The organism is Hallella faecis (genome assembly GCF_018789675.1).
In the GTDB taxonomy this organism is placed as follows: domain Bacteria; phylum Bacteroidota; class Bacteroidia; order Bacteroidales; family Bacteroidaceae; genus Prevotella; species Prevotella faecis.
Genome location: NZ_JAHKBE010000047.1, coordinates 1 through 23,381 on the forward strand (window position 1 = coordinate 1; position 23,381 = coordinate 23,381).

At 45.7% G+C, this 23,381-nt stretch carries 18 protein-coding genes, 1 tRNA gene and 1 pseudogene; 9 read left to right on the forward strand and 11 right to left on the reverse strand.

The features are described from left to right. Positions 1–716: 716 nt before the first annotated feature. From KM934_RS13345 to KM934_RS10090, 6 genes and pseudogenes are all read left to right on the forward strand, one after another. Positions 717–1,895 carry an acyltransferase family protein gene (locus KM934_RS13345; protein ID WP_215760487.1) on the forward strand — a complete coding sequence of 393 codons (1,179 nt, stop codon included), beginning with the start codon at positions 717–719 and terminating at the stop codon, positions 1,893–1,895. A 493-nt stretch (positions 1,896–2,388) separates the two neighbouring features. Then, positions 2,389–3,852, forward strand: coding sequence for a tyrosine-type recombinase/integrase (locus KM934_RS10070; RefSeq protein ID WP_154577531.1), 1,464 nt, complete (start codon positions 2,389–2,391; stop codon positions 3,850–3,852). 27 nt (positions 3,853–3,879) lie between these two features. Next, positions 3,880–5,067 carry a PDDEXK nuclease domain-containing protein gene (locus KM934_RS10075; RefSeq protein WP_154577530.1) on the forward strand — a complete coding sequence of 396 codons (1,188 nt, stop codon included), beginning with the start codon at positions 3,880–3,882 and terminating at the stop codon, positions 5,065–5,067. A gap of 42 nt (positions 5,068–5,109) precedes the next feature. Beyond that, positions 5,110–6,360, forward strand: a complete 1,251-nt coding sequence (locus KM934_RS13185) for a hypothetical protein (protein WP_225719378.1) — start codon at positions 5,110–5,112, stop codon at positions 6,358–6,360. Positions 6,361–6,869: 509 nt separating this feature from the next. Beyond that, entirely contained in the window at positions 6,870–8,795 is a 1,926-nt protein-coding gene (tet(Q), locus tag KM934_RS10085) for a tetracycline resistance ribosomal protection protein Tet(Q) (RefSeq protein ID WP_215760488.1), read from the forward strand. Continuing rightward, positions 8,795–9,496 (forward strand): annotated as a pseudogene (locus tag KM934_RS10090) (hybrid sensor histidine kinase/response regulator); the annotation flags it as partial. The gene tet(Q) and the pseudogene KM934_RS10090, both read left to right, overlap by 1 nt. A 1,216-nt stretch (positions 9,497–10,712) precedes the next feature. On the opposite strand, the gene KM934_RS13190 reads toward KM934_RS10090, so the two are convergent. From KM934_RS13190 to KM934_RS10125, 7 genes are all read right to left on the reverse strand, one after another. Continuing rightward, on the reverse strand, positions 10,713–10,892 hold the full coding sequence (locus tag KM934_RS13190; protein WP_252344965.1) for a hypothetical protein: 180 nt from the start codon (positions 10,890–10,892) through the stop codon (positions 10,713–10,715). Positions 10,893–10,914: 22 nt separating this feature from the next. Continuing rightward, positions 10,915–11,463: a hypothetical protein gene (locus KM934_RS10100; protein ID WP_154577528.1), complete on the reverse strand. Its 549-nt coding sequence runs from the start codon at positions 11,461–11,463 to the stop codon at positions 10,915–10,917. 19 nt (positions 11,464–11,482) lie between these two features. After that, positions 11,483–12,742: a relaxase/mobilization nuclease domain-containing protein gene (locus KM934_RS10105; RefSeq protein WP_154577527.1), complete on the reverse strand. Its 1,260-nt coding sequence runs from the start codon at positions 12,740–12,742 to the stop codon at positions 11,483–11,485. After that, positions 12,739–13,134 carry a plasmid mobilization protein gene (locus KM934_RS10110; RefSeq protein ID WP_154577526.1) on the reverse strand — a complete coding sequence of 132 codons (396 nt, stop codon included), beginning with the start codon at positions 13,132–13,134 and terminating at the stop codon, positions 12,739–12,741. Before KM934_RS10110 ends, KM934_RS10105 begins: the two co-directional genes overlap by 4 nt. A 407-nt stretch (positions 13,135–13,541) precedes the next feature. Continuing rightward, complete coding sequence (locus tag KM934_RS10115; RefSeq protein WP_154577525.1) at positions 13,542–14,939, reverse strand: virulence-associated E family protein; 1,398 nt, start codon at positions 14,937–14,939, stop codon at positions 13,542–13,544. Position 14,940: 1 nt separating this feature from the next. After that, the gene (locus KM934_RS10120) at positions 14,941–15,264 is read right to left on the reverse strand and encodes a DUF3853 family protein (protein ID WP_154577524.1); all 324 of its coding nucleotides are present in this window, start codon (positions 15,262–15,264) and stop codon (positions 14,941–14,943) included. A 502-nt stretch (positions 15,265–15,766) separates the two neighbouring features. Next, positions 15,767–15,840 (reverse strand) — tRNA-Ile (locus KM934_RS10125). A gap of 235 nt (positions 15,841–16,075) precedes the next feature. Here KM934_RS10125 and KM934_RS10130 point away from each other — a divergent pair. Genes KM934_RS10130 through KM934_RS10140 form a run of 3 tightly spaced genes read left to right on the forward strand, consistent with a single transcriptional unit; the run spans position 16,076 to position 20,453 of the window. Beyond that, the gene (locus KM934_RS10130; RefSeq protein ID WP_215760489.1) at positions 16,076–18,676 is read left to right on the forward strand and encodes a calcium-translocating P-type ATPase, PMCA-type; all 2,601 of its coding nucleotides are present in this window, start codon (positions 16,076–16,078) and stop codon (positions 18,674–18,676) included. A 3-nt stretch (positions 18,677–18,679) separates the two neighbouring features. Continuing rightward, positions 18,680–19,627 (forward strand): bifunctional riboflavin kinase/FAD synthetase, encoded by a 948-nt coding sequence (locus KM934_RS10135; RefSeq protein WP_215760490.1) that lies wholly within the window; start codon positions 18,680–18,682, stop codon positions 19,625–19,627. Further along, positions 19,620–20,453: a CPBP family intramembrane glutamic endopeptidase gene (locus KM934_RS10140; protein ID WP_215760491.1), complete on the forward strand. Its 834-nt coding sequence runs from the start codon at positions 19,620–19,622 to the stop codon at positions 20,451–20,453. The genes KM934_RS10135 and KM934_RS10140 overlap by 8 nt, the downstream gene beginning before the upstream one ends. A 97-nt stretch (positions 20,454–20,550) precedes the next feature. Here KM934_RS10140 and KM934_RS10145 read toward each other — a convergent pair whose 3' ends face one another. From KM934_RS10145 to KM934_RS10160, 4 genes are all read right to left on the reverse strand, one after another. Further along, a complete protein-coding gene (locus KM934_RS10145; RefSeq protein WP_215760492.1) occupies positions 20,551–20,925 on the reverse strand; it encodes a RidA family protein in 375 nt (124 codons plus the stop codon). A gap of 23 nt (positions 20,926–20,948) precedes the next feature. After that, complete coding sequence (gene ilvA / locus KM934_RS10150) at positions 20,949–22,148, reverse strand: threonine ammonia-lyase (RefSeq protein WP_394369504.1); 1,200 nt, start codon at positions 22,146–22,148, stop codon at positions 20,949–20,951. 210 nt (positions 22,149–22,358) lie between these two features. Further along, positions 22,359–22,871, reverse strand: a complete 513-nt coding sequence (locus KM934_RS10155) for a hypothetical protein (protein WP_215760494.1) — start codon at positions 22,869–22,871, stop codon at positions 22,359–22,361. An 11-nt stretch (positions 22,872–22,882) separates the two neighbouring features. Continuing rightward, positions 22,883–23,233 (reverse strand): hypothetical protein, encoded by a 351-nt coding sequence (locus tag KM934_RS10160; RefSeq protein WP_215760495.1) that lies wholly within the window; start codon positions 23,231–23,233, stop codon positions 22,883–22,885. Between the last annotated feature and the right edge of the window lie 148 nt (positions 23,234–23,381).

The following is a 23,381-nucleotide window of genomic DNA, read 5'->3' on the forward strand; positions in this document are numbered from 1 at the left end:
AGTTTGTGACAGTGATGAAAATAAGCAAAATCAAGTTTATGGTTTATTAACGAGAAGTTTTCTATAGGGGTGCTGAGTAGTTACTTCTATAGGGGTGCTGAGTAGTTACTCGGTGGCCTAATTCCGTTAATTGGAGTTAACGCTAATTAGGCTTAGCGTTTTGAAAAACGTTGACTCTTGCCCTGTTTGGGCGATTAACAGTGGTTGGCTAATGATAAGAGAAATTTGCAGCGAGCAAGCTCGCCATATAGAAAAGGAAGATACTCTGCATTACTTTTTTGCACCATATCCATGGGGATTAATTTTTATTTTGTACCTTTGCAGCATCCACGCTGGCGATATGGCGAGAAGCATGAACCAAAGACGTGGATGACATTTATGGGAAAGCGTTTACTAACGCTTTGTTCTTGACGACTCGAAACTTCGCAACTTTCAGATCCTGTCAAGAGCGAGGCAACAGTAGATGCCTTGTGGATGTGTATACATCTAGCTCATGGTATACCCTGTCGTAAGGTGGGGTGTGCTGTGGGTTTAGTATATCATATCGGCGTGGGCTTCTGCGTTGCTCGTTCGACAGGATTGGGCAATGCGAAGGCCTCGAGTCGTGGGACGAGTGACAGTCAGCGACCCACGCTTTTCTCATATATGCCCGATAGAATATCCTTTATGATCACGCTTGTATGGGTTGCTGCAAGTATATGCGATAGCAAACACCAATGCAATCAACTTCCTGTGATAATCGAGATCGTAAGTACCAGTTACAGTCACAAACCATCAGTTGGTTAAGATTTCCTTTGATAATATGTGTGATATTCATTCATAACTCTCAACTCAGTTCTGAGTCTTATCCACTTATAATAGAAGGTGTTAGTTCAGAGCTGCTTGGTGAATACTTTAGAATTTGGATTTCTTGGGTACTAACTCATATTTGTGTACCATGCTTTTTTGTAATATCAGGCTTCTTGTTCTTCATGAAGACTCCAGATCTTACATACAGCATATTCAAAGGCAAGATATCAAAACGCTTCCGTACATTGTTGATCCCATATATTTTATGGAATCTAATTCCTCTTTTTGTCATATACGGAGTGAAACTTAACATGATAATACGACATGGCTGGAGTTGGCAACAATACTTTGATTTTTGTTATCAGTACTTCCTAGATAATGGAGGTCTCAATATCTTCTGGGCTTGTAATGTTTGGGGCGGCAATATCCATAGTTGGTTTGGCACGTCGGTAATTTCAACAGGACCATACAATCTACCTCTATGGTATTTGCGTAATCTAATAGTCATTTCATTGTTTACTCCTATTCTGTATTGGCTAATTAAGAATCTTAGAGTATGGTTCTTTTTGCCTATTCTCCTTATGTATTTTGGCAGTATTAATCTTCCATTTGCAGGATTTGGCACCTCTACAATATTGTTTTTTGGTTGGGGTGCCTATATAGCGATAAACAGAAAAAATCTCATCTGCGAATTCAGAAAGTTTGAGAAGCCATGTTATATTGTAGCTATTGTTTCCTTGATACTAGCAACGATATACCAAGGTAATAGAAACGAGATAGGTCATTATTTCTATTGCATTTATGTTATTAGTGGAGTTATCAGTATCTTTAATATAGGCTCAAGACTAATTGCCTCAGGCATAGTTAGAGTTCATCATGTTTTAGTCAATAGCGTATTCTTTATCTACGCATTCCATACAAATTGGTTCATGGGTATCTATGACCGAGTCATATGCAAAGTGTTTACGATGATGGGGTTAAGCCCTATCAATTTATTCACTTATCTCACGACGCCATTTGCTAAAGCTGCTATCTGCATTGCAATCTACGTCTTATTAGAGAAATATACACCTAAGCTTGCCAAAATTCTTAATGGCAGTAGATAGTGTGACTTGTGACAGAATATAGAAGTATGATATTGCTTGATGTTTGGCGCATCTAAAATTATTGTAATGTCTAACTATCTCATGTCATCTCTTGAAATGCTATATTGGTATTTCAAGAAAGTTTTCTTCCAAATCGGTCACCATTAGGTCACCATTAGGCAAAGAAAAAGGAGTTACGTGTTTGTAACTCCTTGATTTTCATTGTGGACCAGCTAGGGCTTGAACCTAGGACCTCCAGATTATGAGTCTGAGAGATTGATGTTTTATGATTTTTTATATCTGTAGATTTCATTGATACACAACGATTTATTAATTTTGCAATAGTTTATGATATGCCAAGAAATCCCATATCAAAACGACTCTGTTTTCCCATTGTTTTCCCGATAAACATCGGAATACAGGGCATTTAGACGAGAAAAGAGGAAGTTTGTTTTCCCATTGTTTTCCGAAATTGAGATAATTGGCAAGTTGAGACCTACAGACTATTGGTAAAATGGCAAAGAAACTGGACACCACTTACAAGGGCGCAAGGTACGGAAGTTGTACTTATGCCCTTATCCTTGACAAGCGTCACCCGAAGAAAGACAGGAATACATTTCCTGTCGCAATGCGTTATACCATAGACAGAAAGTCGTGGTATAACTTTGTCGCTGGCGAATTTACCGAAGAGGATTTTGCGCGAGTTTGCACACTGAGTGCAAAGGCTGTTCGCTCGGAACTCTATGAAAAGAAGATGGAGTTTGATGCCATCTTCGATGCTCAGACCGAGATGATAGAACGTTTGGGCAATAGTCTGTCGCTCGAACGTATCAAGGTTGTTGTTACAGGAGTGGATTCCACAAAGGAAACGTCATTTATAGGCGTTTGGGAGAAAAAGATTAATTTCTATCTCACGGATAATAATGGTGAGCGTTGCACCACCGCAGAATCATACGAGTATGCCTTGAAGTCCTTTCAGAGAATCATGTGGGATAGACCCGTCGTTGGCTTCAAGGTCGACAAGGAAGATATAGAATATTGGAACAATGGCATGATGCATGGCGTAAAGGACGAAGCAGGCAACATTGTAGGCAAGATTAGCAACACTACGCGTGGAATATACCTTCGTTCTTGTCGGGCCGTTTGGAATGAGTGCGTGTCTATGGGTTACCTCACCAATCAGGAATACCCTTTCTCCAATATCCAAAAGAAAAAGTTGGTGTCTATTCCTGTTGGAGAATCGAGAAAACATTGCTATCTAACAGTGGAACAAATGACTGAGTTGTATCATGTATTCATTGAGAAGCGTTATCCCGACACATGGAAAAGTGGATATGCCGAAAGGGCGCATTATTCATTGGGGCTATTCCTTGCCCAGTATCTGTGTAATGGATTCAACCTTGCCGATGCAGGAGAACTGACTTATTCTCAGTATTATTTCGATACAGGAAGAAAAGCATTCAAGTTCAAAAGAGTGAAGACGACCAACCGCACGGAAGGCGGTTCAGAAGTGATAATTCCTATCATAGCACCACTTCAAAGGATCCTTGACGAGATTGCAGCCGAGCCTGTCCTTGACGGATTTGTCTTCCCCGACATTCTGCAAGGTGCAACGTTGAAAGCCGACAAGCGCAAGAGAATATCCCAAGAGAACTCGAATGTACAGGACCGAATCATCAAGATTTGTCAGGATGTGCTTCATTGGGAGGTGCGCCCATCGGGAACATGGTGCAGACATTCTTACGGAACGAACCTTACCCATGCACGTGTAGAACAGAGGTACATATCCGAAAGCATGGGGCACTCCACCAATCACTCTATAACGGATAGGTATATTGCCCAATATCCTTTGGAAACCCAGTTTGAGTACAACAGCAAACTTCTTGATTTGGAGCCCAAGATAACGGAGGAGGACATAAACAATATGACAGAAGAACAGAAGACGGCAATGCTTCTGGAACTTCTGATGAAAAAATAATCACATTCAATATATAAAAGGTGCAACATGGCAAACGAAATATCAACATACACTCACGAAGGAATAGAACTTCCTTTTGAAGATTGGAGCAAAACGTTTCACTCTTTCAGCGACTTGGCATCCATCATTCAAACGACCCACGATGCAGCTCAGTCATCGGCAGTAAGGGCTATCAACCGTATGCAGACCATGCGCAACTGGCTCATCGGATATTATATCATAGAGTTTGAGCAACATGGTAAGGATAGGGCGGAATATGGAGCGCAACTGCTGAAGAAACTAGAGGAACGAGTGAATAGAAAAGGACTCAATGTCACTTTATTCCAAACGTCTCGAAACTTTTATAATCTATATCCGCAAATGGGACATCTATTCGTTCCAAATAAGATTTATGCGACAGTGTCGAATAAATCTGGAGATAATGCCGTTTTGAGTTGTAAAACATCAGATAATAAGACGGATGTAATTTGTGCGACAGCGTCGCATAAATTACAAACGCCACCAGAAATAGTGGTCTCACGCCTATCTTTTTCTCATATTAGAGAGATGCTGAGTGTAGAGGACCCCCTTGCCCGTTATTTCTATGAGCAGGAATGTATCAAGTGTACATGGTCTGTTCGTGAACTTCGCCGTCAGATTAGCACCAACCTATATTTCCGTACTGGTATTAGTGACAACCCAGAGAAAATACTTTCCCTGCCCTCTGTGCAAGGACACGACTCTGCTGCGTTGCAGATACGCCAACCATTCACCTTTGAATTTCTCGGACTGAAAGCACAGGAGATTATAGATGAACAAGATTTGGAGAATGCGCTTATCAGCCATCTACAAGAGTTTATCCTCGAATTGGGCAAAGGCTTTTGTTTTGAGGCTCGCCAAAAGCGCATCATTATCGATGACGAGTATTATTACCCCGACCTTGTGTTCTACAATCGCATTCTGCATTGTGGTGTTATCATCGAATTGAAGAACGAGGAGTTTTCGCATGAGAACCTCGGACAACTCAATGCTTATGTGTCATATTACAAGGAGAATGAGATGCAGCCAGGGGATAACCCTCCTGTCGGCATATTGCTCTGCACACGAAAGGGAAAGAAAATGGTGGAGTATGCCCTTGCTGGCATGGATAACCAACTCTTTGTTTCCACCTATATGCTCCAGTTGCCAGACAGAAAGACCTTGGAAGATTTCTTGTTGAAGCAGTTGGGTGAATGAAACGTTTTCTCAAATTGCCACCTAATAGCAGTAACATAGCAGATGGAGATAAGAAATTTCAAAAAGAACGCCATGAGGGATGCGCTTGACAAAGTGCATTTTTGGAAGCAGGAACACCAAGAGGATTACTCACGCTTCTCATTGGATATGATGAAGATGATGCGCAACGATTTCAGCCAAATTGAACGCATATTCAAAATGGCTGCGAAATATGTGCCTACATCCGTGCTTATTGAGTGTCGGAAACTATTTGTGTCCAACACAGATACCGTTCTGTCAGATGAAGAAAAGACAGCCGTGGCTATACGTGTTGTCGATGAAATGATGGCTTTCACTGGCTATCTGCGATTGGGTTTCTATTCCGAAGTTATTGGTAGGGATAAGAATGAAACAAACGAAGACCTAATCTTGATAAGGGAATATGGTCTTGTTGACAAGGATATGAGTGAGGAAGATGACGATCATCTTTATATCCCTTATGTCTCAGCTAAAGAGTTTTGGGATTCGTTGCCTTCCCTCGTACAAATGGCTGTATTCAATTTTAGCAAAGGGCATACAGCGGAAGAACTTGCAACAATATCAAAGCGAATAATGCTGTCTGCCATTCATGCTCTCCCAGAAATGTATTTCCGTCTTCGTGAAGAAATCTTTGAGGAACGAAATACATTGCTGATGTGTACGCTCTATTATATCTGCTTTGACCATGGACTACCCAAGAGTGCAACGGCATTGAGCAAAGTAAGTCTTAACGACAAACAACTTTCCATCGTGCGTGAAAGTGTCAAAACAATTATAGTAAATCTTGTGGAAACCAGCGTTACGCAAGGTCTTGACAAGAAAGCAGAATGGACAAAACAAAGTAAGGAAATAGAGGACATAGAATTTCGACAGACCATAAAGAATGCTCTTGCCAATACAAAAGGGAAGCATGGACGCAGAACCATTCTGCAAGAAGAACTGAGTATTGATGATATCCTAACAGCAGAAAATAAGACAGCATTGAAAGAAACCATCTTAGTTGCCCTAAACAACATGGAGCATGAATACGAGACTGCTTACATCAAGGCTGCACTTTTGCGCACCAACCACCTTGATTCAAAGACATCTTTCGCCACTTTCCTGCGTGCTGTAAATCATTTCTCTGGTCGAGAATACAAGTACGACCCAGCCCAAAGGGTTGATTCGTTCATCACAATCAATCATAAAAAGTTTGCTGTGTCAAGTAGCTCTAAGTGGCAACGTGCGAGAAGAGTTATTTCGGGGTTGGTTGAGGGGTTTGAGAAAATAGAATAAGTGATTTCATGTAAACATCTATGTCGTAGACATAAGATATAGCCCTTTCTCTTATTTTAGAAGTAATATTGTTTTTTGGAGTCAAATTGCTCCATTATTGAAAAAATTCCTCCAAAAGGTGTGAGCTTTTCAGATTTTATTTGTACCTTTGCCATGTCTTGTTACGATTTACGCTTGTTTTGATTTGCAACACTAAGATAGGTGAAAAATCTGACATGGAAAAATCCTGAGCCGCTCGGCTCTGCCGCTTGCCAAAGCAAGAGCTTTTTGTTGCTCAGGTACTTATAAATAAAGTTAAATCAAAGTGTTGCGGAATTAAGGAAAGTTAAAAAATCCTCCCACTTTTGTTAGATATATTTTTTTTGTGTAATTTTGTAATCGTTATGCGGCAGTAATAATATACATATTAATACGAGTTAGTAATCCTGTAGTTCTCACATGCTACGAGGAGGTATTAAAAGGTGCGTTTCGACAATGCATCTATTGTAGTATATTATTGCTTAATCCAAATGAATATTATAAATTTAGGAATTCTTGCTCACATTGATGCAGGAAAAACTTCCGTAACCGAGAATCTGCTGTTTGCCAGTGGAGCAACGGAAAAGTGCGGCCGTGTGGATAATGGTGACACCATAACAGACTCTATGGATATAGAGAAACGTAGAGGAATTACTGTTCGGGCTTCTACGACATCTATTATCTGGAATGGAGTGAAATGCAATATCATTGACACTCCGGGACACATGGATTTTATTGCGGAAGTGGAGCGGACATTCAAAATGCTTGATGGAGCAGTCCTCATCTTATCCGCAAAGGAAGGCATACAAGCGCAAACAAAGTTGCTGTTCAATACTTTACAAAAACTGCAAATCCCGACAATTATATTTATCAATAAAATTGACCGTGACGGTGTGAATTTAGAGCGTTTGTATCTGGATATAAAAACAAATCTGTCTCAAGATGTCCTGTTTATGCAAACTGTTGTCGATGGATCGGTTTATCCGGTTTGCTCCCAAACATATATAAAGGAAGAATACAAAGAATTTGTATGCAACCATGACGACGATATATTAGAACGATATTTGGCGGATAGCGAAATTTCACCGGCTGATTATTGGAATACGATAATCGCTCTTGTGGCAAAAGCCAAAGTCTATCCGGTGCTACATGGATCAGCAATGTTCAATATCGGTATCAATGAGTTGTTGGACGCCATTTCTTCTTTTATACTTCCTCCGGCATCAGTCTCAAACAGACTTTCAGCTTATCTCTATAAGATAGAGCATGACCCCAAAGGGCATAAAAGAAGTTTTCTTAAAATAATTGACGGAAGTCTGAGACTTCGAGACGTTGTAAGAATCAACGATTCGGAAAAATTCATCAAGATTAAAAATCTAAAGACTATTTATCAGGGCAGAGAGATAAATGTTGATGAAGTGGGTGCCAATGATATCGCGATTGTAGAAGATATAGAAGATTTTCGAATCGGAGATTATTTAGGTGCTAAACCTTGTTTGATTCAAGGATTATCTCATCAGCATCCCGCTCTCAAATCCTCCGTCCGGCCAAATAAGCCCGAAGAGAGAAGCAAGGTGATATCCGCTCTGAATACATTGTGGATTGAAGACCCGTCTTTGTCCTTTTCCATAAACTCATATAGTGATGAATTGGAAATCTCGTTATATGGTTTGACACAAAAGGAAATCATACAGACATTGCTGGAAGAACGATTTTCCGTAAAGGTCCATTTTGATGAGATCAAGACTATCTACAAAGAACGACCTGTAAAAAAGGTCAATAAGATTATTCAGATCGAAGTGCCACCCAACCCTTACTGGGCCACAATAGGGCTGACGCTTGAACCCTTGCCGTTAGGGACAGGGTTGCAAATCGAAAGTGACATCTCCTATGGTTATCTGAACCATTCTTTTCAAAATGCCGTTTTTGAAGGGATTCGTATGTCTTGCCAATCTGGTTTACATGGATGGGAAGTGACTGATCTGAAAGTAACTTTTACTCAAGCCGAGTATTATAGCCCGGTAAGTACACCTGCTGATTTCAGACAGCTGACCCCTTATGTCTTCAGGCTGGCCTTGCAACAGTCAGGTGTGGACATTCTCGAACCGATGCTCTATTTTGAGTTGCAGATACCCCAAGCGGCAAGTTCCAAAGCTATTACAGATTTGCAAAAAATGATGTCTGAGATTGAAGACATCAGTTGCAATAATGAGTGGTGTCATATTAAAGGGAAAGTTCCATTAAATACAAGTAAAGACTACGCCTCAGAAGTAAGTTCATACACTAAGGGCTTAGGCGTTTTTATGGTCAAGCCATGCGGGTATCAAATAACAAAAGGCGATTATTCTGATAATATCCGCATGAACGAAAAAGATAAACTTTTATTCATGTTCCAAAAATCAATGTCATCAAAATAATGGAGCGGTCAGGAAATTTCTATAAGGCAATACAGTTGGGATATATACTTATCTCCATTCTTATCGGATGTATGGCATATAATAGCCTCTATGAATGGCAGGAGATAGAAGCATTAGAACTTGGCAATAAAAAAATAGACGAGCTCCGAAAAGAAATAAACAATATCAATATTCAAATGATAAAATTTTCTCTATTGGGTGAAACAATACTGGAATGGAACGATAAAGATATCGAGCATTACCATGCACGGCGTATGGCAATGGACAGTATGCTCTGCCGTTTCAAGGCCACCTATCCAGCAGAGCGCATCGATAGTGTGCGCAGTCTTTTAGAGGATAAGGAACGACAGATGTTCCAGATAGTCCGGTTAATGGATGAACAACAATCTATTAACAAGAAGATAGCCAATCAAATTCCGGTTATTGTACAGAAAAGTGTGCAGGAACAGTCCAAAAAGCCAAAACGAAAAGGTTTCTTAGGCATATTCGGCAAAAAAAAGGAAGTAACTCCAGCAGTATCAACCACTATCCTTCATTCGGTCAATAGAAACGTAATCAGCGAACAGAAAGTGCAGGATCGCCAATTGTCGGAACAAGCCGACAGCCTTGCAGCTCGTAATGCAGAACTTAACAGACAACTGCAAGAATTGATTTGCCAAATAGAAGAAAAGGTACAAACCGAACTGCAAAGCCGGGAAAACGGAACAAAATATGTGTTCAAAGTGAACCACGACTCTCTTGATGGAGAAACATATTGGCGTTGCTTTGCCTTCTTTATGGCATGTTTCATGTCCATTAATGCAGTATCAAACACAGATGTAGGAGAGTTGGTGGCTCAGCGACACGAAAAAGAAAAGTTGATGGACAGGGTGACTGCTATGATGGAACTGAACAACTCAGTGTATAATGTGCTTGGCGATAAGTTCAAGTATTCAATCCGTCAATGGAAACATGCAAATGACAAGTCCTATGTATGTAAGGCAGATACAAAGGGAGAAACATTAACAGATCAGAACCCACATACAAATCAACTGGGCGTACAAACATTCAGCATCTCCAGCACTATGGAATGGTGGGAAGAAGCAGGATGGACGGGTGTGTGCTTCATGTACGACCGATGGTTCGCTGCTCCACCTATAGTGGGCCTGGCATTCAAGAACTTGGAGGCTGGCAGAAAAATCATCCATGAATGGAAAGAAAAAATAGCAAAGGGTGAACCAAGTATAGAACTGCATTTGATAAGAGGCATTGACAAGTCGCATCCCTCATGGTATAGAGCTTGTGTTACTCCAGAGATACCTTTTGATAAGATTACAGTAGGTCGATATGTCGCTGTGATGTGCCGGAAACATACAATGACCCCAAAAGACACGTCGAATCTTGATAATTTTGAACGGGTATATTCTCAACTTAACAAATGCCAGCTGGTGGCAGTTGAAATTGACGACCAGATGCATGTTAACATGAAAATCGATTTTAGCGAGGCCATTGAGCTTAAAAGGGTCATCATTACTGATGCATGGAAAGTATCGGCACACGAACCTACGAGAAATGCATTGGAGTGGGACGATGACCCTATCATTCCTGAGTCAGAGAAGACCACTGCCCCCGTCATTGAATTAATGAAGAACTTGCGTGAAGTTCATGATAAGATGGAGAAGAGAAATTTTAAAACCGTTTAAGAATATTACTGGGAAAATAGACAAACATGGAACTCTTATATCTGGATTCTCCAATGCATGACACAGTTCAGATAAAGATAAAGTGACATCGCATCTGATGCGTCATACATTTATCTTCTTATTCCGAGGTCTTACATCAGAAAGTCACTTGCAATCCATTCCAATTCCCTATCCACCTTGGATAGTTCCTCTTTAGACAACACATATATGCAGTCAATCGCCAGTCGGTTGGCTGCTATTTTCTGTGTGCGAGGATGGCCTCTTCGCCACTGATGGAGGAGCGGTTTGCACCGCTCACCTCCAGATAGTCGTTTACAGCTTCACGCATGGCGAACTGTCTAATGCCAGTTTTTGCCCAGTTTATAAGGGCATCGGCAGTTGCTTTTCTTGTCTTGATATATTCGCTGTCTGTCATAATGTTTATGTTTTGAAGTTTGCTAAAAAAGTTTGATACATATCCAGATGGTGATTCCCACAAGGATAATTGCCCAACTTATAAAAGCCAAGCCGAACATCCAAGCATAGGTGCGACCATTGAAGTAAGCGCCTTCTTCAATGTTTCGGATGCGCTTTAGTTCTTTCTGTTGGTGAGCGAATAGGACATTTATTCGCTTTTCATGTTCATCGAGAGCTTGCTTGAAGACTGAAATGGCGGCATCGTTCCGCTCATTCAACTGTGCAAGTCCTTCATCGTTGATACCTACTTTGAGGTTGCTTTGTTCTGCCTTGACAATAGCATTGCAGATTCCGTCAACGATATTCTCCGTACTCTTTTGGACAGCCATAAGAGCGGTTTTTGTTAATCTCATTGTACGATTGGCTTCTGTAAGTTCCTTTATTACTGAAGAAAGGGCTTCCTTTGCTGATTCAATTTCATTGAGGGTGGCGTGGATTTCCTCCTTGCCACTCTCAATGATTTCGTCTTCCTGCATCTGATTGTACAGGGTTAGCACATCCTGTGCTGCATCTTTCTTGTTTCTTCCCATACTGATAAGTGTTTTAATGTTATCTTCTACGACTTCTCTTTATCGGTTTGCAGAGCCAATTGGCTTGCATTGCGCAACGTCTTGCCCAGTCACGGTCATCTTCGTCCTTGTCACGTCCCCAACTACTGCCTGGACTACCACCGCCACCACACGACTCCGACATACTGGTGGCAGCATCAAGGTAGCCCATAAAGAGCAGCATCGCCACATTCATAATGTCATTATGACTTGCAGATCCATTTTCGGGAACTTTGATACAACTGTTCATCGCATCGTATGCTATAGTTAGCATCTGTATATTGAAGTGCTTGCCATCAACTTGCAGCACCTTTCTGAAACAAGGAGAGCCTTTTGGTTGAACCACATTGTAAGGATGAGACAAACCACTTGGCTTGGCTACATCCCGACCTTCTTCTGTTGTTGGATTTGGCACAAAGGCAGATGACCTTTGACTAATAGGAAACGCTTGTGGATGCAGCCTATGGAAAGTGCTCTCTATTTTCGATGCCGTGAGATTTCTGCCAACGCCCAGTTCAGATGCCTTGATGGTCGTTCTACCAAATTTGAAGCGATACCCATGCACCTTTGCTTGATTTGTCTTGTCACGGATTAACTCAATGTTGTACCCCTTTGACCTCAATCTGTCGGTATAGACATTCCAGTCAAAGGCAGACATGGAACTCAACACATTCATGCAGGCGTTAGTTACCTCTACAATACGCTGATTGCGAATATCCATAGCGTCTTTCCATCCATGATGCAGATTGACGGCTTTCGCTGCCATTACGGCACGTTCACCGATGAACTTCACATCATTGAGATTGCCGTCCATGTCAAGGCGGTTCACCACCAGGTGCAGGTGGGGAATACCACTCTTGGAGTCATGGTGCAGAGCTGCAAAATACTGTGAGTTGGCTATATTGGTAGGTTTTACTGATATTGCAGACTTACCTTTTCTTTTGCCGATATGGTTCACTTTTGAGATATTGTCTATCTCATGGATGAACTCATTAAGGCATCTTTGCCAATCATCCAGATTCCAGTTTCGTGCTTCTTCCTCAGACGGGGAAAGTTCAAAACGTATGGAGGTCAGTTCGATGGGTTTCTTGACATACCTCTGCTTGAACATGGACTGATGCAGAACCATCTCATCCCACATGCCCATAGGAGGCAGACCTTCGCTAAGATGGTTGGTCTTGACGATGTCTGCACGATTGTTCTTTGTTGCATAATTGGTCATTGCCTGACCATGCTGAATGGCTGATGCTTTTGATATCATATCATGTCTAAAAATCTGTCTCTAATATGGCTCCATTCCCTGATGATGTCGTTGACACCTTGAAGCCAACGCTCCATGAAGTCTGCTCTCTTGAAGAGTTTCTTCCGCTCTGCTTGTGGCAAGGCGTGAAGCGCATTGCGCACGTAAACCAATTCTGCTCTTGCACCAGTCAAGCCTTTCAAGGCTTCTTGTTGTTCAGCAGTCATGGGTAAAGAGGGATTATGCCCAATGGCAATGTCGTGGAGATAGATGCTCTTACTTCTTCCCGACAATTGGGCATTCTTCAATACACGGTTAAACTCGTCTTCTGTGAAACGAACATCAATATGCCTGTCTTTAGGAGATCTCTTCATTGAAGTCTTCTCTTTGTAGTTGTCTTTATCTTCTGTCATTGTAAATGCGTTGTTGAAAATGATACTCTGGTATAAAAGGATTGCCAATGTGAGCCTGCGAACATTCAAGGATGCCAGTAGGAAGCGGCAAGCGAAGCAAAACCGTCAGACACTGGTACTTCTTGTTTAGACCTCCTAAAAAGCCTACGGCAAACGGAGGTACAGACTCTGTGGTGATATATCCATAAAGATTGGTTGCTGGCGAAAAGAAAGGGAAAGAAAAAATCTTTTTTCATCACTCGATAGTGGCTTTGGCATCTGTAAAATGCGATGCCAAGCGAACGTATGTCCCAAGCTGTCCCTCGGTTAAGGGTACAAATCCTTTATTTATCCTATACACTATTATTTTTAGCCTTTATAGGAAAATATTAGGGACAAAGGGACATGAAATAAAAGAAAGGAGATGGTCAGAATGGTAGTTCTGACAGCCAATTTTCTTCTTTTCCCTTTTGTTCTTCTTGTTGAACACTTATTCTCACCCATGGGTGCTTCGCCCGTCCTGTCTTGTCGCAGTATGAAGGGTGCAATCCCTTAACCTTCTCCTGCTCGCTGCGCTCCCATCCGTCCACCAATGACATGAGGCGGTTGATGTACTGGGCTGTGTACTTGGCAGGATTCCTACGTACAAGGTCGTTGGGCAACTCTTCGATAATCTGTCTTGCACATACCATGTTTAGCAGCACCTCTGGTTTGCTGTTAGGTGTTGCTTCGGTATATGCACCTTTCTGATAGGCTGCACGCATGGGAATGCTCCATGTGTCGTAAGCTTTTGGAACAAGGCGTTCCAAATAGAGCTTGATGTCATCAAGAATAGGATCGTTGAGAATGCTTGAATGGCACATTTGCACATCGTTCGCTTTTGCCTCCAATTCTGGACACAAATAGAGATTCGTGCCTCTCTTATAATAGGTATATGCCTCTGCCCATAGTTGATGCACCGCAGACTGCAAGATTGAGAGCCAGTCGGAGACATGACCATTGCCTTGAACAGGTACTATCCACCAACGACGATTGCCATTATCGCCTTGCAGGAAGTTGGTCTCGTTTGTGGTGGCTGCAAAAACATTGTGGCGCAAGTACTCTATAGGTTTGCGGCCATAGGCAGGGCGCATACAGTCGCTACGACGGCTAAGGAAAGCCTTTGCCGCCTCTGCATCATTGGCTCGCTTCATACCGTTTAGCTCACTTATCTCGATAATCCAACCATTCGTGATAGTCTCAACCTTTTCCTTGTCACCACTTGCGAACGAAAAAGAGTCGTTGAACCATCTGTCTCCAATAACTTTGAAGAACGTGCTTTTGCCAATACCTTGTGGTCCTGGCAAAGTGAGCACATTGTCGAACTTGCAACCAGGCTCAAAGGCACGCGCAACAGCTGCCACAAACCACAACTTGGTCTGTTCTCTGATGAGTGGTGTGTCTTCCGCACCGAGGTAATCAATGATGGCAGTTTCAATGCGAGGTGTGCCATCCCATTTCTCCTTACAGATGTAGTCTTGCACTGGGTTGAAGTTGCGCTCGGAAGCCGTGGTCTTCAATATCTCAAACACCTTGTTCTGTGTGAGGCGTAAGTCATAGTTCTGCTCCAAATAGTCTTGAATCTTTCCTACGGATTCTTCATCCACCTTGTTCCCATTGACATTGCGGAACAAAGGCGAAAAGGAAATGTCGTCTTGACAAAAGGTGTCAAAGCGAATTTGGCGGAGGTCTTCGTCATGCGTGAAAATCATTCTGAGATTGCTAATGGTCTTTGACACATTCCCTTTGCTGTCGGTGACTAGGTTGTCTTTCCAATCTTCTTCCATACTACTTTCTTATAGAAGTAAAGTCGCCTGCCTTTTTGGCAAGTTCCAAAGCCAATTCTACATCAACCACTATCTTACGAGCAACCTGAGTGATGGCAGGGGCTATCACTCCGCTTTTCTTGATACGATTAGCCGTAGGAATGCTGCAACCGAATATCTTGGCTATTCCAGCAATACCATGCTCATAATGTCTCTCTTGCACCACCTCGGCAGGTGCCTTTGCCGTTCCTTTATCTGCATTTTGGAGGAGCAAAACAAATTCTTCTCCCGACATCATGCAGACAGGCTTCTCTAACAATTGTTCTATTGTAACGAGTCTTGTCATACAATTTTTGCTTTGTGGTCCGACAGTTGTACTTCCTGACATTCCGATTAAACATCTGTTGTTGGCTCATGAACCATTTTTGAATTTCCGTGATAGATAATCCGTTGGCAAAGGTAGTTCGTTTGGTATAAAGGAACATCATAGATGCTATGCGCCAAAAATAGAGAGAGTTTTTTATGTATGGTTTCTTAGCAGTCGTTAACGAAAGTGCATGGTTTTATGGAGAAAAAGACAGGAGAACTTCAAGGAGCGTAATGCCATAAAGCACATAAGCCTCAAACCCTAAAAAGAATCTTGTGGCTTTTGTTTCTCTATATAATTGTTGTTTTCCCAAGTTGTTTTGATACTCGGAGAAACCTTATTTACATGCTTTACTTGGAATGGTATGATGTCAAGCTTATTGAAAAATCATGGAGTTTTCAAAAGCAATGTGTTTTCCCATTGTTTTCCGAGAAAAAGAAAAAGCACCTACAGAAACTCTGTAAGTGCTTGATTATTAAAGTGGACCAGCCTGGGCTTGAACCAGGGACCTCCAGATTATGAGTCTGTTGCTCTAACCAACTGAGCTACAAGTCCGTTTGAAGGCGAAAAGGGAAGACGATTTGCCGTAAACCGACAGCCCGAATGCACCAATCGCATACTATTAGTGTTGCAAAGGTACGGCGTTTCGGTGGAAACTCCAAATATTTTTTGCAAAAAGTAGCTAAATATCGTTTAAGGATGTAGCCTTTTCTATGTATTATAGCTAACTTTGCAAAGACGAATGCGCAGCGGGCGTTACGCCTGGACGTATTCCCTAAAACATTGTGCAATGAACACATCATCATCCGAAAACGTGAATTTACAAGGCTTGGGCGACGCTCAAGTGGAAGCCAGTCGCAGCCAGCACGGCGAGAATGTGCTGACACCCCCGCGCCGCACTTCCTATTGGAAGCTTTACTTGGACAAATACCACGACCCCATCATCCAAATACTTCTTGTGGCAGCGCTCGTCTCTTTGCTGCTGGCCTTCATCGAACGGGATTTCATGGAGACCCTCGGAATCATCCTGGCGGTGGTCATCGCCACAACGGTGGGTTTCTATTTTGAGTGCGACGCCGCCCGGCGCTTCAACGTGCTCACGGCCATGAACGAAGACCAACGGGTGAAGGTTCGGCGCAATGGTCGTGTGACGGAGGTGAAACGACGAGAGGTCGTGGTGGGCGACATCATCCTCGTGGAGGTGGGCGACGAGATTCCCGCCGACGCCCAACTGGTGGAGGCTGTCAACCTGCAGGTCGACGAGTCGAGCCTGACGGGTGAGCCGCTGACCACCAAGAGCATCGACGCCACCAAGGAGGGCAACGAGGCCTATCCGCCCAACGTCATCCTGCGTTCCACCATGGTGATGAACGGACGTGGAACAGCTGTGGTGACCGCCGTGGGCGACGCCACCGAGATTGGCAAGGTGGCGCAAAAGTCGACTGAGAGCACCTCAGTAAAAACACCGCTCAACATCCAACTCGACAAGTTGGCCAAGCTCATCTCGAAGATCGGAACCATCGTGTCGGTTGCAGCCTTCGTCATCTTTCTTGTTCACGACATTCTGACCAATAGCATCTGGCATGGCAACGACTATTTCGGCATGATGCACATCGTGCTCAACTACTTCATGATGGCCGTGACACTCATCGTGATGGCGGTACCCGAGGGCTTGCCCATGGCGGTGACGCTGGCCTTGGCGCTCAACATGCGCCGCATGCTGAAGTCGAACGTCCTCGTGCGCAAACTGCACGCCTCAGAGACGATGGGCGCCGTCACCGTGATCTGCACGGACAAGACCGGCACGCTGACGCAAAACAAGATGCGTGTGGACCACATCACCCCTGCCAATCCATCCGATCCCAACAGCGAGTTGCTGCTCAACGTTGCCATGGCCGTGAACTCCACCGCCGAGCTCGACGGCGAGAATGTGGTGGGCAATCCCACCGAAGGCGCCTTGCTGCTGTGGCTTCGCGACCATGACAAGCACTACGCCACTTTGCGCCAGCAATACAAGGTGGTGAGCCAACAGCCGTTTAGCACCGAGAAGAAATACATGCTCACAACGGTGGACATGGGCGACAAAACAATGACTTTCGTGAAGGGCGCCCCAGAGATTGTGCTCAACATGTGCACTCCCGACGCCCCTGAGCGCCAACGCGCCGAAGAGGTGCTGGCCCACTACCAGCAGCAGGCCATGCGCACCCTGGCCTTCGCCTACGCCACCGGCGACGAACCGTTCACGCTGCAAGGCGTGGTGGCCATCAGCGACCCCGTGCGCCCCGACGTACCGCCCGCCGTGGCCGAGTGCCAACGCGCAGGCATCCAAGTGAAAGTGGTGACGGGCGACACGTCGGCCACAGCCATCGAGATAGCCCGTCAGATTGGCGTATGGCCAGCCCATGGCGAGCGCGAGGAAGCCACTTGGCACATCACCGGCACCGAATGGGCCAGCCTCAGCGACGAGGAAGCCTTCAAGCGCTGCATGGCTCTGCGTGTCATGTCGCGTGCACGTCCCACCGACAAGCAGCGCCTTGTGGAGATGCTGCAACGCCATGGCGAGGTAGTGGCGGTGACGGGCGACGGCACCAACGACGCGCCAGCCCTAAACCACGCCCACGTGGGCCTGTCGCTCGGATCGGGCACCTCGGTGGCCAAGCAAGCCTCCGACATCACGCTGCTCGACGACAGCTTCCACGCCATCGCCAACGCGGTGATGTGGGGACGGTCGCTTTACAAAAACATACAGCGTTTTCTTTACTTCCAACTCGTGGTGAACCTCTCGGCGCTGTTGCTGGTGCTCGGTGGTTCGATCATCGGCACGGAGATGCCGCTCACGGTGACCCAAATACTTTGGGTGAACCTCATCATGGACACCTTCGCCGCCATGGCCCTGGCGTCGTTGCCTCCCTCACACGAGGTGATGCGCAACAAGCCGCGCCGCGACACCGACTTCATCATCAGTCGTCCCATGGCCCGCGGCATTCTCTTCTGTGGCATGGTGTTCTTTCTGGGCATGTTCATGTTTCTCATCTGGTGTGAGCGCCACGGAGCAGGTAGCGTGGTCGATGTGCATGAGCTGACGCTTTTCTTCACCACCTTCGTCATGTTGCAGTTTTGGAACCTCTTCAACGCCAAGAGTCTTGGATCCGACTATTCGGCCTTCCGCTATTTCTGGCGCGACGGCGGATTGGTGCTAGTACTGGCGCTGGTGTTCATCGGCCAATGGATCATCGTCACCTTTGGCGGCAAGATGTTCCGCACGCTGCCTCTCTCGTTCGAGGAATGGGGCGCTATCACCGTGGGCACCTCGGTGGTGCTGTGGGCCGGCGAACTGTGGCGCGCCTGGAAACGTTGGTGCAACCGTAAATTTAGCGTATTGAAACCTTAAGACATGAAAACAATATACCTCAACGACAACACCGCACCCTTGGAGCCCAGCGTGGCCACCATCGGCTTTTTCGACGGTGTGCACCGCGGCCATCAGTTTCTCATCAGCCACGTGCGACAGGAGGCAGCCCACTCGGGCCTGCAATCGCTTGTGGTGACCTTCGACCGCCATCCACGGCAGGTGCTGCGCAAAGACTACCAGCCCGAACTGCTCTCCACGCTCGACTCCAAGCTGCTGCTGCTCTCGAAGACGGGGGTCGACGCCACCGCCCTACTCCACTTCGACGAGGCGATGGCCAGCCTGTCGGCGCGCGACTTTATGGCGCTGATTCTGCGCGACCGCCTCAACGTGCGAAAGCTCATCATCGGCTACGACAACCGCTTCGGCCACAACCGCTCGGAAGGGTTCGACGACTATGTGCGCTACGGCCGTGAACTGGGCATCGAGGTCATCCACAACCAGGCGTTCACACTCAATGGCGTCAACGTCAGCTCGTCGGTGGTGAGGGCCTTCGTAAAGGAAGGCGAGATCGAACTGGCCAACCAGTGCCTGGGCTATCCCTACACCATCGCCGGCAAGGTGGTCGACGGCCACAAGGAGGGGCGCCGCATAGGATTCCCCACGGCCAACCTCGACACCTCCGACTTCGGTCAGCTCATACCCGGAGGGGGCGTGTACGCCGTCAAGGTGCGTTTGGAGCGCAGCCTGGCCTACAAACCAGCCATGATGAACATTGGCACACGGCCCACCTTCGGAGGCGATGAGCGAACCCTTGAGACCTATATCTTCAACTTCAACGAGGATATCTATGGACGCATGCTGATGGTGTCGTTCGTGCACCGCATCCGAGAGGAGCGCAAATTTGACAATGTAACCCAACTCGTGGAACAACTCAAGGAGGATGAAAAGATGGTGGGGCAACAATTTGAAAAAGACTTAGAACATGAATAAAATCACTCACAGTACACTCGACATTATATTTTATATGATAGCCTTCGTGGTTATCCAGCTGCTGACGAACGTTATCTTCGGCGTCGTAAGCCTCTGGCACGAGGGCCAAACGTGGGCAGCCATCGCACAAGCCTTGGCCCATGGCACAATGACCATGCCCACCAAGATGCTCGTGGCCAACATGGTGGCGAGCAGCCTGCTTACCATCATTCTCTTCAAGCTATACCGTTGGGCACCCGTGTCGCGTGTGTGGCTGGCCTCCCATCCTTGGACCACACTGGCCTGGGTGGGCATGTTGGCCGTAGGCACCATCCTGCCCTCCGAGTGGATCATCGAGCAGTTGCCCACATCCATGCCCAGCGCCACCGAACAACTCCTACAGAGCATCATGAAAGAGCCCACAGGCTATCTGGCCGTAGGTATACTCGGCCCAGTGGCTGAGGAGATGGTGTTTCGCGGTGCTGTGCTACGCACCCTGCTGAACCTGTTCTCGCAAAAGTCACATTGGTGGGCCATCCTCATCTCGGCAGTGCTCTTCGGCGCCATCCACTTCAATACGGCACAGTTTGCACACGCCCTGCCCATCGGCCTGTTGTTGGGTTGGATGTACTATCGCACGGGCTCCATCCTGCCGGGCCTATTGTTCCATTGGGTAAACAACACCGTGGCTTATCTTATGTTCAACCTGATGCCCCAACTGGGCGACGGGAAGCTCATCGACCTTTTCCACGGTAGCAGCCACTCTTTGGGCATGGGGCTGTTCTTCTCCGTCTGCATCATCTTGCCCTGCCTCTTCCAACTCAACATGCGCATGAAAAAAGGGTAAGCACACCGTTATTGCCAAGACAAAACGAAAAGGCCACCGCACGCTTCACAAAGAAGCGGCGGTGGCCTTTCTCATGCGTTGTGAGGGCCCATCCGGCTTAGAGCTCAGCGATGCACTCCACCTCGACCAGCGCGTTCTTGGGCAATGTTTTCACAGCCACAGCCGAACGAGCGGGATAAGGCTGTGTGAAGAACTCAGCGTAGACCTCGTTCATGGCAGCGAAATTGGCCATGTCGGAGAGGTACACCGTGGTCTTAACCACTTTCGAGAGGCTTGTGCCGGCCTCCTCAAGGATGGCCTTTGCGTTGGTGAGCGACTGGCGTGTCTGCTCCTTGATGCCACCCTCCACAAACTCGCCCGTGGCGGGCACGATGGGCACCTGGCCCGATGCGAACACGAGGTTGCCTACCTTAATAGCCTGGCTGTAAGGACCGATGGCCTTAGGAGCCTTTTCTGTGTGAATTGCTTGCATAGTTGATATTATATAAGGGTTAATTAAATGTTTTCCCTGATTTTCAGTCCGTTGTCGGTAAGAGCCTTAGTGATGCTCTCAACATGCTCCTGGTTCTTGGTCTCGACCGACAGGCGCAGCACGCAGTCGGTGACCTTCTTGCTGTCGTTGTTGCGCTCATGATACACGCTGACGATGTTTCCGCCTTGGGCTGCGATAACCTGGCACACCTTGAGCAACTGCCCAGGCTTGTCGGCCAGTTCGATGATGAGCGTGCAGATGCGCCCGCTCTTGGCCAGTCCACGATTGATGACGCGACTCAGGATGGTCACGTCGATGTTGCCACCACTCACCACACAGATGGTCTTCTTGCCCTTCACCGGCACCTTGTTGAACATCACGGCGGCCACGCTGGCTGCTCCAGCGCCCTCAGCCACCATCTTCTCGCTCTCGATGAGGTGGAGAATGGCAGCGCAGATCTCATCCTCACTGACAGTCACTATGTCGTCGACATAGCGCGAACAGATGTCGAACGTAACTGATCCCGGCTCTTTCACGGCAATGCCATCAGCGATGGTCGACACCTTGGCGAGCTTCTCCTGCTTGTGGTCGTGAAGGCTGTTCACCATACTGGGAGCCCCACTGGCCTGCACGCCATAGACCTTCACGTTGGGGTTGAGCGACTTCACGGCGTATGCCACACCCGAGATCAGTCCGCCGCCACCCACAGGCACCACCACAGCTTCCACGTCGGGCAGTTGGTCGAGCAGCTCGAGACCGATGGTTCCCTGTCCGGCAATGACATTCTCATCATCGAAGGGGTGAATAAAGGTGTAGCCGTGCTCATCGCGCAATTGCAAGGCCTTTTGGAATGCGTCGTCATATACCCCTGGCACCAGGCACACCTCAGCGCCGAGCTTCTTGGTGGCCTCCACCTTACTGATTGGCGCGCCCTCGGGTAGACAGATAAGCGACTTGATGCCCATCGATGTGGCACCAAGTGCCACGCCCTGCGCATGGTTGCCAGCCGAGCAGGCGATCACGCCTTTTTTCTGTTCCTCCTCTGAGAGTTGCGAAATCTTGTAGTAAGCACCTCTGATCTTAAACGATCCTGTCTTTTGCAAGCACTCGGGCTTCAGGTAGACATCACACTCGGGGTTGATCTTGGGGGCGTGCACCAGATCGGTGCGACGAATAATCTTGCTCAGCACATAGCGAGCCTTGTAGAAATTGTCTATATTCAACTTTATCTTCTGATTTACAATCTTTCTGCAAAGATAATCATTATTTTGGAAACACATCTTGCCAAACAGTCCAAAATTATAGTAATAGTGGTTAGACGAAATCCATTATGACATCGGGTTACCCGTTGGCGAAATAAATTTAGTGCATACTTAATTCTGCAATGGACTTGTTTAAAGCTTTCACTCGCCAGCAACAATGCTTTGCTTTAATCAATACTCAAGGACAACTTTCACAAAAGGCTTTGTTGGTTTTTTAGGATCTATAGCAACGAAATGTCTATTAGACGGGACACCAAAACGTCTAATTTCCTCCATTTCGGGTAAAAAGCAATCATCTTGATAATCATAATAATGAAACATGCACTTTATTCTATACTCATCATTCTGTGATATTGAAAATGTCTCATGTCCTTTTAACACTACACGATTACTCCCAAGAACATACAAAACGCCATCCAACTTTATAAATATATAGGGAGAAATGACTTTCTGCTTTGCGTCTTTCCTAGTCTTTGTGAGACAATTGTTAAGAAACGCATAATCACTTGACGACACCCAATAAGTGCTACTCACCTCTTTGACAGAATCGTAAATTCTGGTGTTTAAAAGGCAACCATCTGTGTACCCGGGAGAAAAAACTGCGCCAACCTGCCCTTTTGGAGTTCTGTGGCAGCCACAAAAGGTCAATAGCATGAACATGATTATCAAAACACCTTTTTTCATATCAAATAATATTATTTTACAAACCTAGGATCTTTATCTATATATGCTGTTCCATAATGGTCATACCTAATTCCCTGACCCAGTTTTCTTGCAGTTTCAGCCTCACTGCCTGTAATAACCCGTCGTTGTTCTCCATTATCATATTGATTATCCAGCCTTTCTTTTCTACTTTCGTGATTCTTATGATTATCGATGTCATCCATTGCATGGTCAAACTCATGCTCCAGCTTACTCCCATTAGACGTAAGTCGAACTTTAGCGAACATGAATCCCAAACATAGCCACTTGGCGTCCTTTTTCTTTCGTTTTCCATTTATTCTTAGTTTTCCTAATTGAACGAAGATAGTCTTTATAATATCCACTTCTCATACGATGCGAACTAATATGCACATGATTGGGGACTAATTCACAAAGCCGCACTTCATCAATGTGGAGTTTTCTATCGAACAGTATAAAACAATACTCTGTTAATTCTAACGTAATCGTTTGAAAATGAAGGAGTTAATTAAC